This window comes from Bradyrhizobium sp. ORS 278 (assembly GCF_000026145.1).
GTDB lineage: Bacteria > Pseudomonadota > Alphaproteobacteria > Rhizobiales > Xanthobacteraceae > Bradyrhizobium.
On the sequence record NC_009445.1, the window covers coordinates 6,721,942 to 6,735,148 of the forward strand.

Annotated in this window: 16 protein-coding genes; 10 read left to right on the forward strand and 6 right to left on the reverse strand. The window is 66.5% G+C overall.

Annotated elements, in window-relative coordinates; all coding sequences use genetic code 11:
• Positions 1-44: 44 nt before the first annotated feature.
• On the reverse strand, positions 45-1,013 hold the full coding sequence (locus BRADO_RS30015; RefSeq protein ID WP_012029963.1) for an ABC transporter permease: 969 nt from the start codon (positions 1,011-1,013) through the stop codon (positions 45-47).
• Complete coding sequence (gene ftsE / locus BRADO_RS30020) at positions 1,006-1,665, reverse strand: cell division ATP-binding protein FtsE (RefSeq protein WP_008962119.1); 660 nt, start codon at positions 1,663-1,665, stop codon at positions 1,006-1,008. Before ftsE ends, BRADO_RS30015 begins: the two co-directional genes overlap by 8 nt.
• A 215-nt stretch (positions 1,666-1,880) precedes the next feature.
• Between ftsE and BRADO_RS30025 the strand changes: the two genes are divergently transcribed.
• The 4 genes from BRADO_RS30025 (at position 1,881) to BRADO_RS30040 (ending at position 4,358) form a co-directional block, all read left to right on the forward strand.
• Positions 1,881-2,735 carry an MJ0042-type zinc finger domain-containing protein gene (locus BRADO_RS30025; protein WP_041757146.1) on the forward strand — a complete coding sequence of 285 codons (855 nt, stop codon included), beginning with the start codon at positions 1,881-1,883 and terminating at the stop codon, positions 2,733-2,735.
• 54 nt (positions 2,736-2,789) lie between these two features.
• A complete protein-coding gene (locus tag BRADO_RS30030) occupies positions 2,790-3,170 on the forward strand; it encodes a response regulator (protein ID WP_012029965.1) in 381 nt (126 codons plus the stop codon).
• Between the two features lie 224 nt (positions 3,171-3,394).
• On the forward strand, positions 3,395-3,877 hold the full coding sequence (greA, locus tag BRADO_RS30035) for a transcription elongation factor GreA (RefSeq protein WP_041757847.1): 483 nt from the start codon (positions 3,395-3,397) through the stop codon (positions 3,875-3,877).
• Positions 3,870-4,358: a metallophosphoesterase family protein gene (locus BRADO_RS30040; protein ID WP_012029967.1), complete on the forward strand. Its 489-nt coding sequence runs from the start codon at positions 3,870-3,872 to the stop codon at positions 4,356-4,358. Before greA ends, BRADO_RS30040 begins: the two co-directional genes overlap by 8 nt.
• Here the strand turns inward: BRADO_RS30040 and BRADO_RS30045 are convergent, their stop codons facing one another.
• Together BRADO_RS30045 and BRADO_RS30050 are read right to left on the reverse strand one after the other, a co-directional pair.
• On the reverse strand, positions 4,359-5,207 hold the full coding sequence (locus BRADO_RS30045) for a DUF4175 family protein (RefSeq protein ID WP_244422925.1): 849 nt from the start codon (positions 5,205-5,207) through the stop codon (positions 4,359-4,361).
• Positions 5,208-5,225: 18 nt separating this feature from the next.
• Positions 5,226-7,466 carry a TIGR02302 family protein gene (locus tag BRADO_RS30050; protein ID WP_083794990.1) on the reverse strand — a complete coding sequence of 747 codons (2,241 nt, stop codon included), beginning with the start codon at positions 7,464-7,466 and terminating at the stop codon, positions 5,226-5,228.
• A gap of 811 nt (positions 7,467-8,277) precedes the next feature.
• Between BRADO_RS30050 and BRADO_RS30055 the strand changes: the two genes are divergently transcribed.
• The 6 genes from BRADO_RS30055 (at position 8,278) to BRADO_RS30075 (ending at position 11,074) form a co-directional block, all read left to right on the forward strand.
• A complete protein-coding gene (locus BRADO_RS30055) occupies positions 8,278-8,565 on the forward strand; it encodes an addiction module protein (protein WP_012029970.1) in 288 nt (95 codons plus the stop codon).
• On the forward strand, positions 8,562-8,864 hold the full coding sequence (locus BRADO_RS30060; RefSeq protein WP_012029971.1) for a type II toxin-antitoxin system RelE/ParE family toxin: 303 nt from the start codon (positions 8,562-8,564) through the stop codon (positions 8,862-8,864). Before BRADO_RS30055 ends, BRADO_RS30060 begins: the two co-directional genes overlap by 4 nt.
• 91 nt (positions 8,865-8,955) lie before the next feature.
• Entirely contained in the window at positions 8,956-9,192 is a 237-nt protein-coding gene (locus BRADO_RS30065; protein ID WP_041757148.1) for a DUF1902 domain-containing protein, read from the forward strand.
• Complete coding sequence (locus tag BRADO_RS30070) at positions 9,189-9,710, forward strand: hypothetical protein (protein WP_012029973.1); 522 nt, start codon at positions 9,189-9,191, stop codon at positions 9,708-9,710. The genes BRADO_RS30065 and BRADO_RS30070 overlap by 4 nt, the downstream gene beginning before the upstream one ends.
• 108 nt (positions 9,711-9,818) lie before the next feature.
• Positions 9,819-10,220, forward strand: coding sequence for a transposase (locus tag BRADO_RS34535; protein WP_011927137.1), 402 nt, complete (start codon positions 9,819-9,821; stop codon positions 10,218-10,220).
• A complete protein-coding gene (locus BRADO_RS30075) occupies positions 10,217-11,074 on the forward strand; it encodes an IS3 family transposase (RefSeq protein ID WP_012029974.1) in 858 nt (285 codons plus the stop codon). Before BRADO_RS34535 ends, BRADO_RS30075 begins: the two co-directional genes overlap by 4 nt.
• 175 nt (positions 11,075-11,249) lie before the next feature.
• Here the strand turns inward: BRADO_RS30075 and BRADO_RS30080 are convergent, their stop codons facing one another.
• Both BRADO_RS30080 and argC read right to left on the reverse strand, forming a co-directional pair.
• A complete protein-coding gene (locus BRADO_RS30080; protein ID WP_157872636.1) occupies positions 11,250-11,711 on the reverse strand; it encodes a hypothetical protein in 462 nt (153 codons plus the stop codon).
• Between the two features lie 131 nt (positions 11,712-11,842).
• On the reverse strand, positions 11,843-12,817 hold the full coding sequence (argC, locus tag BRADO_RS30085; protein ID WP_012029976.1) for an N-acetyl-gamma-glutamyl-phosphate reductase: 975 nt from the start codon (positions 12,815-12,817) through the stop codon (positions 11,843-11,845).
• Positions 12,818-13,207: the final 390 nt, after the last annotated feature.

The window sequence follows — 13,207 nt, forward strand, 5'->3', positions numbered from 1 at the left end:
CCAAGTGAAATCCGCAACGCGGCGGCTTTGGACAGAAGCCGCCATCAGTCGATGCTCGCCAGTGTCGTAAACAGGGTCCGCCGCGCAGCCCAGCCGGTCACCGCCGCGATCACGACTGCCTGTAGCGCAATCGCCACATAGCCCAGGGGACGAAGCGAGAAGGTGCCAAGCAGCGCCGCAAACTGATCGCCCACGGGCGTGCCGGAGAACCAGTTCGCGATCGACTCCGAAAAGCCGAAGCCGAGCATCGCGAGCCCGCCGCCGATGACGCCGCCCTCGAGGCCGAGTTGCAGAAAGTGGCGCAGGAAATGATTGGCAATGTAGCGGTCACCGGCACCGACGAAATGCAGGACTTCGACGATCGGCCGGTTTGCCGCCATCGCACCGCGGGTTGCGAACGAGACCGAGATGATGGTCGCCGCGATCACCAGCAACAGGATGCCGAACCCGGCGAACAGCGTCGCGCCGGTCATCGAGCGCATGCGCTCGATCCAGGCCCGATGATCGTCGACGCTGGCGGTCGGCGCGACCTGGATCACGCGGGCACGCAGTGCGTTGAGATCGAAGCTGGTGCCCGGCTGCACCCGCGCGATGATGACGCGCGGCACCGGCAGTTCGTCGAACGACAGGCCGCTGCCCAGCCAAGGCTCCAGCAGCTTGCTCGATTCGTCCTTGGTGAAGGGCCGGACCTCGACGATGCCGGACTGCGCCCGCATCGCGTCGGTCACCAGGGCGACATCGCGCTCGAGGTCCCGGCCAGTCTTGGGACGGACCTGAACCGTGATTTCGCTCGCGACCTCCGACTGCCATTCCGCCGCGGATTCGCTGACCAGCAGGACACCGCCGGTGGTGATCGAAGCCAGGAACGTCATGATCGCCACCACGGCGACGAGCGCACGCCCCGCAATCGAAGCGCGCGGCACGATCGGCGACACGATGCGGGCTTGCGCCGGCAGTTGCGGGCGGTCCTCGCCCAGATCGACCAGAAGGCCGCGATCGTCCACGCTACTCATAGATGTGCAATCGTCCCTGATGCAGCACCAGCCGCCGGGCCTCGTACTGGTCCATCAGCGTGATGTCGTGGGTTGCGATGATCACCGCCGTCCCCGAGCGGTTCAGTTCGATGAACAGCCGAAGCAGGCGGCGCCCCAAGGTCGGATCGACGTTGCCGGTCGGCTCGTCCGCGAGCAGCAGCTGCGGCCGCGAGATCACCGCGCGCGCAATCGCCGCACGCTGCTTCTCACCGCCGGACAGGATCGGCGGCAGGGCATCCATGCGCTCACCCAGGCCGACCCATTTCAGGAGATCGATCACCTCCTTGCGATAGCTCGACTCGTCGCGTCCCATGACGCGGAACGGCAGCGCCACGTTCTCATAGGTGGTCATGTGGTCGAGCAGACGGAAGTCCTGCAGCACGATGCCGATGCGCTTGCGCAGGTCGGCAATCTCCTCCTTGCTCAACAGCGAGATGTCGTAGCCGAACAGGTTGACCAGCCCGCGCGTCGGCCGCAGCGATAGAAACAGGAGCTTGAGCAGCGAGGTCTTGCCCGCGCCCGACGGGCCGGTGAGGAATTGGAAGGAATGAGCCGGAATCTGGAACGTGAGGTCGCGGAGGATCTCCGGCCCCAGTCCATAGCGCAGCCCAACATTTTCGAACCGAACCAAAGCGTCAGCTCCGTTCGACGGCGCGCAGGGTGGATCCGCACGCGGCATGCCCGGGGGTACGATCGCCCGATTGAGCGCTCGTTATGGTTTCCGGTTCGTTAATGGTTGCCATGTACCAATGGCGCGATTGCGTTCCGACGTTCGTCCACATGGCGGCCCTTGTAGCACGAACTCTCGGAAACAAAGCGGCAATGCCCGTTTGGAGAACCGGCGCGATGTTCATCGTTTGCCCCCATTGTGCGACATCTTACGCCATCGATCTGGCAACCCTGGGTATGGCGGGCCGCAGTGTGCGGTGTTCCCGTTGCAGGGAAGTCTGGCTGGCGCGGCCTGAGGACGCGGTCGAGGCTCCGGCGCCGATTCCGGCCATGGCGGAGGCCGATGGGGGCTCTGCCCCCCGTGATGCCGCCGACGAATGGGAGGCTCTGGCCCGCGAGGAGCCCGACGAGCAGCCGCCCGAGGTCGAAAGCCCGTCGATCGCCGCCGGGTGGCCCGAGGACGCCGCTGCTGAAGAACCCGGCGAGACCGCGACCGAGGCCGAGCAGCCGGCCCAAGGCAGGCTTGCGCGCCTCGCCGGTCTCGGCAAGCTGATCAAGCGGCCGACCCTGCCGAACTTCCCCGGCAAGAAGGTGTTCAACCTGCCCGCGCTGACCGCCGCCATGGCCGCGCTCACGATCGCGCTGGGGGTCTGGCGCGCCGACGTGGTCAGGCTGATGCCGCAGACCGCATCGTTGTACAAGCTGATCGGCTTGGAGGTGAATCTGCGCGGCGCCGCGTTCAAGGACGTGAAATTGGCGACCGAAACCGTCGATGGCAAGCCGGTGCTGGTCATTGAAGGAGCGATCGTGAGCACCACCAAGAAGGCGGTCGACCTGCCCCGGCTGCGCTTCAGCGTCCGCGACGCGCAGGGCACCGAGATCTACGCCTGGAATACGCTGCTCGAGCAGACCGTGCTGAAGCCCGGCGAGCGCATCGCGTTCAAGTCGCGCCTCGCCTCGCCCCCTCCCGAAGGCCGCAATATCGATATACGGTTCTTCAACCGGCGCGATCTCGCCGCCGGCAGTGCATGATGATTCCGGCCTCGTGGCTCGCCCGCGGGGCCCACGAGACGGAGACGAAACGACATGTCGCGCGTCCTGATCGCCGACGACGAAGATTCGATGCGCACCCTGGTCGCGCGCGCGATCGCGATGGACGGCCACGAGACCGTCACCGCGCAGGATGGCGCCGAGGCGCTCGACATCCTCACGCGTGAGAACGGCGCGTTCGATCTGCTGCTGACCGACATCCAGATGCCCATCATGGACGGCATCGCGCTGGCGCTGTCGGCCGCGCGTGATTTTCCCGACCTGACCATCCTTCTGATGACCGGCTTCGCCCATCAGCGCGAGCGGGCGTCGAATCTGAATGCGATCGCTCATGACGTGATCACCAAGCCGTTCTCGGTCGCCGACATCCGCACCGCGGTCGCCGATGCGCTGGCGTCGAAGACGGCCAAGGCGTAGCAGGCTTCCGCGCGCCGGCTCGAGCTGGCGCGCACCGTCCGGGCCCTCGGCGCGCCAGAGAACGCACGACGATTGTCGATGTCACGCCTCGCTGCCGGGATCCTGCGGATCCGCCCCGAGCGGATGCCGTGCCGGGCGGCCGACGGAACCCACTTGAAATCCCGATCGGCGGCATGATCTCTGTGCGACGGCTGCAGGACCTGCGGCCGCTGGAGATCTGCCGCGTGAGCGTTGCATTCACCAAGGAAGAGAGCGCGGAGACCGCGGCGGAGACGATGCTGCCGGACCGTCCGGTCTCGCCGCATCCGAACCTCGTCACGGAGACCGGGCTGAAGGCGCTGGAGGATCAGCTGCATCAGGCGCAGGCCGCCTATGAGGCGGCGCAGGCGATCGCGGACGTCAACGAGCGCCGCCGCGAGTCGGCGCTGCCGCTGCGCGACGCGCGCTATTTCGCGGCCCGGCTGCGCACCGCCCAGCTGATGCCGCCCCCCTCCTCCACCGCGGCGATCGCGTTCGGCAGCACGGTGACGTTCCGGCGCGGCGACGGCCGAACCCAGACCTATCGCATCGTTGGCGAGGACGAGGCCGATCCCAAGCACGGAACGATCTCGCATGTCTCGCCGGTGGCGCGGCGGCTGATGGGCAAGACGGCCGGCGATGTCGTCGAGGTGACCGGACAGGAGCTGGAGATCCTCCGGATTGACTGACCCCTCTCAGGCGGGCGTGCTGAAGCTCGGGATCATCTCCGACACGCATGGACTGCTGCGGCCGGAGGCGGAGCGGTGTCTTTCCGGCGTCGACCATATCCTGCACGCCGGCGACATCGGCCGTCCCGAGATCATCGAGCGGCTGCGCGGGATCGCGCCGGTCACCGCGATCCGCGGCAATATCGATACCGCGGCGTGGGCGAAGGCTTATCCGGAGACCGCGACGATCAGCCTGGGCGGCCGGACCTTCCATCTCGTGCACGACGTGCACGATTTCAGGATCGACCCCGCCGCGACCGGCATCGACGTCGTCATCTCCGGACATTCGCATCGCGCGCGGTTTGAGACGGCCGGCGCCGTGCTCTATCTCAATCCGGGCAGCGCGGGGCCGCGCCGCTTCAGGCTGCCGATCACGCTGGCGACGCTCGACCTCTCCCCGGCGGATCTCGCGCCCGTCATCCATGATCTCGGCGCCGCCTGATCAGTTGTCCTTCAGCAGCCGCTCGATGTAGTCGAGCTCGATCTGCGGCCGCGACGGATCGGCGGAGCGGCGGCGCAGCTCTTCCAGGATACGGCGGACACGCTGCACGTCGATCTCGCCGGGAATCTTCTGCGAGAAATCGTCGACGTCGCGGCCATGCAGGGGCCGGCCGAGCGGATCCATCGGCGGCGCGCCCGCCTGCCGGCCCGGCGCCTGGCCGGGGCCGTCGCCGGGCTGATCGCCATCGCCCTGCTGCATCGCCTCGGCGAGGCTCTGCGCGCCCTTGCGCAGCGCGTCCAGCGCCTTGCCCTGCGACTCGACCGCGCCATCGGCGTTGTTGTCGCCGAGCTGACTGCCGGCATCGCCCATCGCGCCATCGGCCTCGTCGAGACCGTCGCCGCCGTCGCCCTGATCGCCATCGTCGCCGGGATCGCCCTGCTGGCCCTGCTGACCGGGCTGTCCCTTCTGGCCCTGCTGCCCCTTCTGGCCTTTCTCGCCCTTCTGGCCCTTGTCGGCCTTCGGGCTCATGCCGCGCTTGGCGAGCTGCTCCTGCAGCTGCTTGAGCCGGTCGCGCAGCGCCTGCTGCTCCTGCTGCAGGTCGGTGGTGAGATAGCGCTCGAGCTCGCGGATCGCGGACGATTGATGGTTCGCGCTCTCGCTGGTGCTCTTGTTCTTGAGGCTGTCGATCGAGTCCTGCATGGCCTGCTCGGCCTTGTCGAGATACTCGTCGAGCGCATCGGCGAAAGCGGGCACCGCGATCAGGCAGCAGCCGGCGAGCACGCTGGCGCGCAGCAAAGCGCGGGCGCCGCGGCGGCGACGCGGCGCGGCGCGTGATCCATTCCGATCCATCAGGCGATCCATCATGCGTCACCGCGCTCCCTGCGAGTCGCGCCAATTGCGGAGCTGGGTCTTCAGCCCTTCCTGCTGCCGCAGGATATCCTCGAGCTCCTCCGGCGAGGCGCTCAGCGTCTTCTCGCGCAGCTCCTTCGACTTCTTCAGGATCAGCTCGACCTCCTTGGGCAGCGGCACCTGGCCCTGGTCGCGCTGATTGCGGCCGCTGCGGTCGCGCCGGGAGTCCTGGCCCTTCTTGAAGGTCTTGTTGCGCAGCTGGTCCTGCTTGCGGATGATGTCGTTGAGCTCGTTGAGCGCCTGCTCCATCTCGTTGTCGCCGCCCTGCTGGGGCCGCGCCGTCTGCAGGTTCTCCAGCATCTGCTGCAGCTGCTCGAGCAGCTCGCGCGCGCCGTCCTTGTCGCCGGAGCGCGCCATGCGCTCCATGCGGTCGATCATGTTCTGCAGGTCCTGCGGACGCACCACGCGGGTGTTGGGATCGAGCGGCCGCTGCGCCATCTGCGGATTGTTGCGCAGCTGCTCGGCGAGCTGGCGCATGTAATTGTCCATCGCCTTGCGCAGATCCTCGGCGAGCTTCTTGATCTCGTCGTCGCTGGCGCCGCGGTCGAGCGCCTGCTTGAGCGCGTCCTGCGCGGCGCGCAGCGCCTTCTCCACATCGGTGATGTTGCCGTCCTCGATGGTGACGGCGAGCGACCACAGGCTCGCGACCACCTCGCGCAGCGCATCGTCGGTGCGCGCCATTTCGAGCTGGCGGGTGACCGAATGCAGGCCGAGATACTGGCCGGGATCGGGCGTGAACAGTTCAGGCGCGATCGCCAGCGCGTCCAGCGCGGTGTACACGTCGCTGTTGCGATTGCCGTCGAGCGCGAGGATGCGGCGCTGCTCGATCAGCGCCCGCGCCAGAGGCTTGGTGAACAGCCGCTCCGGCAGCCGCGTCTCGAACGGCTCGCTCCTGCCCTCATTGCCGGCCTCGTCCTTGGCGGTCAGCGTGATCGTGACGTCGGCGCCGGCGTAGGGGTCCTCGCTGAGATCCTTCACGGTCTGGCCGACGCCGTTGCGGGTGCGCGCATTCGGCAGCACCAGCGCAAACTCCGGCGGCTGGAACAGCGGCCGCGCCGCCGGCGCGTCGCCCGGCTTGTCGGCGGCGCGCGGAGCGATCCTCGCCTTGGCTTCGGTGACGCCGTAATCATCCTCGAGCTTGTAGGACAGTTTCAGCGAGCCGCGCGCCTGGCGCTCGGGGTCCTTGGCCATGCTGATGACCGGCGGCTTGTCCGGCGTCGCGGTGAACACCCATTGCGGCTGGCCGGAGGGCGCGCGCACATGCGCGGTGCCGTCGGTCTTGATCAGGAAATGCTTCTCGGTGGTCCCCTTCGGCGCCGCCTCTCCGGCCGCGACCTCGCCCGGCGCCGCCTCGGCCACGCCGCCCCCGGTGATGACGTCGAGCGTGGCGCCGCTGGAGCGCACGATCAGGGTCGAGCCCGCGGGCACCACGATCGGACCGCTCGGCGGCACCGCGCCTTCCTTGTTGGCGGCCGACAGGATGACCGGCGGCTTGGCGGTGTAGAGCGGCGGCTTGACCCAGGCATCGACCCGGATCGGCACCGTCGTCAGCACGCCGTTCCAGTCGAACGCCGAGGCGATGCGCAGCTGCCGCTCGTCGCCGGCGGCAAAATACGTCGCGACCAGCAGCACGATGACCAGCGCGCGCACCGCCCAGGGATCATGCAGCGACAGCCGCGGCCGCGGCGTGCCGGCGCGGATCGCCTTGATCGAGGCGAGCGTGCGCGCGCGCTGCGCCTGCCACAGCGCGCGCGCAATCGGATCCTGGGTGGAGAGCGTGTCGGTCAGCGCGGTGGCGGGACGATGCGCGATGCCCGAGCCGCGATCGAGCCGGGCGAGCCCCTGCTCGCGCGTCGGCCAGCGGAAGCGCAGCGCCGGGATCGCGGCGCCAAGAAACAGGACAACGAACAGCGCGACGCCGATGGCCCGCGCCAGCAGAGGCAAACCGAGCCACAGCCCGGCCCAGGAGACGATCAGGAACAGCCCGATCACCAGCAGCAGCCGCGCCAGATGCGGCCAGCCCTGCTCCCAGGCGATCGCGAGACGCGCCCGCTGCAGCGCCTGTGCGAGCTTCAGCCGCGCAAGCCCGTCATTGGTCGGCGCGTTGTTGGTCAGCCCGCTGCTGGTCGAGCCGGCGTTGGCCAGCCCATCACGGGTGCTGCTTGCCGGCCGCGCCGGCTCGGGGGTCTCGCCGCTCAACAATCTCTCCAGGTTGCCCGGATGTTCACCCTAGCACAAAGGCAGCCGTGAGGCACCCATCGCGGTGCAGCTTTCCGCCTTGCGCAGGCGCTTCACACGGGAGTGTGACCGGGGAGGTTCCCGAAAAGCTACGGAGCGCTGCCCCACGAAAGTGGATGCGACGCACACCGTCGCCCCAAACTCCGTCATTGCGAGCGCAGCGACGTGTCCGCCGAAGCCCAAACGCTCACCGTGCCCGTGGAGAACACAAACGCGCATCATCGCTCTCGCGACGCCATCCGCGCCCGAGTGATGTCTGACGTCTCGCCCTCGTCGAACAGAGGGCGCAGGGAAGGTCGGGAGCTGGCCTCTCCCATGGCCCGCCTGCAAGAAAAAAAGCAGGCGGCAGTCACCACAGGTTCGGCCGGGACTCCGACCTTCCCTGCGCGATGGTGTTACGAATTATACGCGCTCTTCCCGGGGACCGGCTTGTTGGCCCCGTCGCGGACGACACGTCCTCGCCCACTTGGCATCAGCACCGGGATGCCAGAACCACGCGACTTCCTCGTCGCACCGGGATCGTTCGTCCGCGCGAGCAAGCCCGCGCTGCGTCCCCATGCGCCCACCGCATCCCGCACCCGACGTCCGTGACGATCGCGAAGCGCCCCCTCAGCGGGACGGGATGCGCGGAGTAGAGCATGATTTCGGATAAAGCGCAAGACCGATATTGAAGTAGAGCGCCAAATTATTTTCGTTTGCCGCGAGCCGCTCGCGCGTTCACGCCGAAGGCGGTATAGTCCAGCAGTGCGACGAGACCGGAGGCTCTGTACCCATGACGCCCCAAGACATTGCCGCCCTCACCCCTCAGGAGCGGTTCGACCTCCTGACCGACCTCTGGGACAGTCTGTCCGCCGAAGGCGTGATACTGACTCCGGCGCAGGAAGCCGAGCTTGCGCAGCGGGCCGCCGCGCTCGGTTACACGCATGACGAATTGGAATGGACCAAGCCGCTACTGGCTGAGGCCACCGCCGAGATCGAACGCGGCGAGGGCGTGCCTCTCAACGAACTGGAGGCGCGTCTCGACGCTGAAATGCAAGCGAGCCCATCGCCGCGCCGATGACCCGCCTCGTCGTCGCGCCCGTCGCGATCCGTGATCTCGCCACGGTGTTGGGCGATCTCACCGAGCAAGCAGGCGAGCGCGTCGCCACGAAGTATCGCCAATCCTTCCTGCGCCTGTTTACGTTGTTGGAAGCACAGCCGGGGCTTGGCGCACCACGCCCACGACTTGGCCGAGGCGTTCGGCTCGGTATCGTCGCGCCCTATCTCGTGTTCTATCGCGAGCAGAGCGACGTGGTGACTGTGCTGCGAGTCCTTCACGGTCGGCAGAAGATCGGCCGCGCGAAACTCCGCGAGACATAGCCACGCCTGGAAAGGCGCTGGAAGTCTTGCTGCAAGGTTGATGTTCCGAACTGTTCCCCACAAAGTGCGTAGGTTTGAGGGGCCCGTAGAGATGTCGATGATCGTGGTTCGCGCGACCTGGGACCAGAAATCCAGCTATTGGGTGGCCGAAAGCTCTGACGTGCCGGGCCTCGTCACTGGAGCTACAACACTCAACGAACTCGCTGCCAAGATCCCCGGCATCATCCAGGACTTGCTCGAAAACGCCGACACCTCCGATCTCGCCGACGGCGAAATCACTGTCGAGATCATCGGATCGATCTCCACTAAGGTGCGCCTGCCTGCATGATGAGCTTTGCACCCCAGCCCAAGGAGATCCTGCGGGAGCTGCGCGCTCTGGCATGCCTGCTGACCTGTGCCCTGGCACTCGCATGGCCGGCGCGCAGTCCCGCGGCAGACGCTTCGGCTTCCGCCACTGTTGAAATTCTCAACGGGCCGACGCCCGGCGAACTCGCGGTTCGCGCCCATGGGAGGGTCGAACTCGCTCCGGAGCTGATCGTCGAGGAGCAGCGCGACGACGGCAGCTTCGAGCGCGTTACGGATCTCGACGGCGGCACGATGAGGCTGGTGGCGTCATGCGACCAGCGGCCCGGCGCCTGCGTGACGATCGACGAACGTGGCCTGCGGCCGGAGCCGTGGAGCGGCATGACCTGCTCGTCGCAGTGCAACGGAAATTGCGACCGGAATTATCCGCTGTGGGGTCGGTTCCGCTTCGTGGTGATGTCGTGCGACCGCCGCACGAGGTTCGAGGGCCGGGTCTTCGAGCTGCCCCGGCCCACACATGGATCCCGCTTTCGCCGTCCTTGAGTGTACCGCCGGATAGCTGGTACCGCCGGATAGCTGATTTAGTGCACTGGACTGCACCCCTCAAGTGAGACACGATAATCTCAGTGACAGGCATTCCGAGGATGACCTGTGGCAGCAAGAGGGAAGACCCGTCGGTTTCCGACGGCTTACAAATTGAAGGCGATCAAGCGTGTCGAGCGAGGCGAAGGCGTTCTGCCTGTGGCTCGGGACCTTGGGATATCGCGTAAGATCCTGCATGACTGGATCAAGGCCTGGAAGGCGCAAGGTCCGGACGGATTGAACCGCAAGCCGGGACCGAAGCCCGGTCCCCGGAAGCTCAAATCTCTGGCGACCTATGACGATAAGCGGTCAGCACTGGCACGGGCCAATGCCCGCATTGCCGAACTCGAACGGCTTGTCGGCCGTCAGCAGATGGACCTCGATTTTTTTCGGCAAGCCTTGCGCGCACTGGAGCGGCCGGCAGCGCAAGGCAAACCCGTATCCGCATCATCGAAGTCATCAAAAGCATGACCGCGCAGACAGCCGACTCCAGCGCTCATGTGCAGCGCCTCTGCGCTTTGGCAGGGTTGCCTCGAGCGACTTATTACCGGCATCTCAATCGACGCAGCCGCGCCGAGGCCGAGTGCGAGTTGCGCGACCAGCTCCAGCGCATCTGCCTGAAGCATCCGTTCTACGGCTATCGACGGGTGACCGCCGCTCTTCGGCGTCTGGGGATGGCCGTCAATGCCAAGAAAGTCCTGCGGCTCATGCGGCAGGATAATCTTCTCGCGCAGCGCAAGACGCCGTTCCTGAAGCCTCCGACTGAGAGGCCGACTGACGTGATCGTCGTCCCCAACCTGATCCGTGGCCTGGCGCCATCGGCTCCGGATCAGATCTGGGTCGCTGACATCACCTACGTCCATCTCGCCAAGACGTTCGCCTATCTCGCCGTCATTCTCGACGGCTTCTCCCGCAAGGCGGTCGGCTGGGCATTTGACAACACCCTCGACGCCTCGCTCGCCATCGCGGCGCTCGACAAAGCGCTCAAATCCCGGAATCCCAAGCCGGGCAGCCTGATCCACCACTCCGACCGCGGCGTGCAATACGCCTCGATCGCTTATCGCCAGCGCCTCGCCGATCGCGAGATCAAGATCAGCATGAGCAGTCCAGGCAACCCCTTCGACAACGCCAAGGCCGAAAGCTTCATGAAGACGCTCAAGGCCGAGGAGGTCAACGGCAAGACCTTTGCCGACGTCAACGACGCCCGGCGCCGGATCAACAGCTTCATCGCCGAGATCTACAACAAGGAGCGCTTGCATTCGGCCCTCGGCTATCGATCTCCCCTTGAGTTCGAAGCCGCGTTTGAGCAAAACACAATGCGATGACTTCACCCACTGTCACTGAGATTATCGTGTCTCACTTGAGGGGTGCAGTCCAGCACTGTCACCGTAATCCTGCAAGATCTAGTCGCCCTCCATGAAAAATCCAGCGGGGGGCTGACTTGCGCCGGGAATTTGGCTGACGGATCGCAACTCGGCGCGACATCGCGTCATCTTGCGATCAGCCGGGCTTGACCGAAGCGGCCGCGTATACCGACGATGCTTCGGAGAGCGCGAGCACGAGGGTCACCAGGCCGCCCAGCGCGAGGACGAAGCATATGCCGAAATAGACAAATTCCATATCCAACTTCTCGAACTTCGGATCGCTTGCGATCCGAGCTTGTCGCCCGGCGCGAAGCTGCGAGCGAAAGGCATCCCATCTCAGATCCATCAGTAGCGGAAATAGGACGACGACCAACTGAAAGAACGGGCCCGAGAACAACGCCGAGGCTGTGCTCGCGGTGACGGGCTGGCCGGTTCGGTTCAGTTGCGCGAAGTTTTCACCGACGCCGCCCAGGACATACACGAAGGTCGAAACACCGGCGCCGAGAACAAAGAAGCCGCCGTTGATGATCCAGACCCATCTCGCTATGTTGCGCGATGCATCGTCGATGAGGCCGGTGCGGTCTTGGGAGTTGCTCACGGCTTGGTTCAACCTACATCATGGCAGTGACAGTGACGATCTTCCAGAAGTTCAAAAAGTGCATTGTTGCTGCACCCGCCCGGGGCGATGACGCAGGCACCGGCCATGAGTTGCTCCGCTTGCTCGGCGTGTCACGGCCAAACCGGCGCCCCCTCCAGCCCCGCCGTCTCCGGCAGCCCGCACATCAAATTCGCGTTCTGCACCGCCTGCCCGGCGGCGCCCTTGCCGAGATTGTCGACGACGCCGAGCGCGATCACCAGATTGCGGTCGGGGTCGGCGGCGTAGCTGACGAAGGCGAGGTTGGAGCCGGTGGCCCATTTGGTCTGCGGCGGCTTGTCGGTGACGCGGACGAAGGCACGGCCGGCGTAGAAGCTTCGGGCGGCGTCCAGGCACTGGTCTGACGTGGCGCGGCCGCGGGCGTAGATGGTGGCGAGGATGCCGCGGGTCATCGGCACCAGATGCGGCGTGAACACGAGGCCGGCGGCGCTGCCGCCGCTGATCCGCGCGATGGTGCTTTCGATCTCGGGCATGTGGACGTGTTTGAGCAGGCCGTAGGGGATCAGGTTCTCGTTGCTCTCGGCGTAGCCGAAGCCGGCGCCGCCGCCGCGGCCGGCGCCGGAAATGCCGGTCTTGGCGTCGATCACGATGTTCTCGGGCGCGATCAGCCTGTCGGCCAGCAGCGGCGCCAGCGCGGTCAGCGCCGCCGCCGGGAAGCAGCCGGGATTGGCGATGCGGGTCTTGCCCGCGATCGCCTCGGGCCAGACGTCGGCGAGGCCGTAGGTCCAGCCGTCGGCATAGCGGTGGTCGCCGCCGATGTCGACGATCTTCACCTCGCGCGGGATGCGCGCCAGCGCGTCGCGCGAGGCGCCGGTGGGGAGCGAGGCGAAGAGAACGTCGAGCTGCGGCAGGCGCGAAGGGTCCCACTTCTCGATCACGAGATCGGCGAGCTTGGCGGGCACGCCGGGGAAGCGCTCCGAAAGCCGCTGGCCGGCGCTGCCCTCGCCCGCGGCGTAGACCGGCTCGAACGCGGGATGCCCGGCGATCAGGCGCATCGCCTCGCCGCCGCCAAAACCGGAGATACCGACGATGCCGACGCGAATGCTCATGGGTGGGGTCCTCGCAGAACAGTGTGACCGATCAGGTCCGGAATCGATCAGGGAACACGGTCTCGCGGAGGCGCCTGATCCGGGCTAAACTAAAATCACCATGGCCAATAAGCAAACCAGGCTGCTGCCGTCAGCCCTGCCCCCATCGAGACCGAACGCGCCGAGTGGCAGCGCTTGAGCCGGGAGCAGCAGCTCGAGCGCTATCGCGAGGTGCTGGAGCATTGACAGTCTGAGGATCAGCGACGCGACGATGAGCGAGGTGCTGGCGAAGCCGAGGCAGCGCGTCGCAAAGCGCGGTGCCGGAATTCAAGCTTTCGGCCGCTTCGTTACGGGTCGAGCTCTCGCCGTCTCCACCGCTGTCATGCTCCGCGAAAGCGGGGCATCCAGTAC

Excerpts from the sequence above, each read along its gene's own strand:
- BRADO_RS30015 (WP_012029963.1), bottom strand. The coding sequence starts at position 1,013 with ATGAGTAGCGTGGACGATCGCGGCCTTCTGGTCGATCTGGGCGAGGAC.
- BRADO_RS30025 (WP_041757146.1), top strand. The coding sequence starts at position 1,881 with ATGTTCATCGTTTGCCCCCATTGTGCGACATCTTACGCCATCGATCTG.
- BRADO_RS30030 (WP_012029965.1), top strand. The coding sequence starts at position 2,790 with ATGTCGCGCGTCCTGATCGCCGACGACGAAGATTCGATGCGCACCCTG.
- BRADO_RS30045 (WP_244422925.1), bottom strand. The coding sequence starts at position 5,207 with ATGGATCGGAATGGATCACGCGCCGCGCCGCGTCGCCGCCGCGGCGCC.
- BRADO_RS30055 (WP_012029970.1), top strand. The coding sequence starts at position 8,278 with ATGACGCCCCAAGACATTGCCGCCCTCACCCCTCAGGAGCGGTTCGAC.
- BRADO_RS30060 (WP_012029971.1), top strand. The coding sequence starts at position 8,562 with ATGACCCGCCTCGTCGTCGCGCCCGTCGCGATCCGTGATCTCGCCACG.
- BRADO_RS30065 (WP_041757148.1), top strand. The coding sequence starts at position 8,956 with ATGTCGATGATCGTGGTTCGCGCGACCTGGGACCAGAAATCCAGCTAT.
- BRADO_RS30070 (WP_012029973.1), top strand. The coding sequence starts at position 9,189 with ATGATGAGCTTTGCACCCCAGCCCAAGGAGATCCTGCGGGAGCTGCGC.
- BRADO_RS30075 (WP_012029974.1), top strand. The coding sequence starts at position 10,217 with ATGACCGCGCAGACAGCCGACTCCAGCGCTCATGTGCAGCGCCTCTGC.
- argC (WP_012029976.1), bottom strand. The coding sequence starts at position 12,817 with ATGAGCATTCGCGTCGGCATCGTCGGTATCTCCGGTTTTGGCGGCGGC.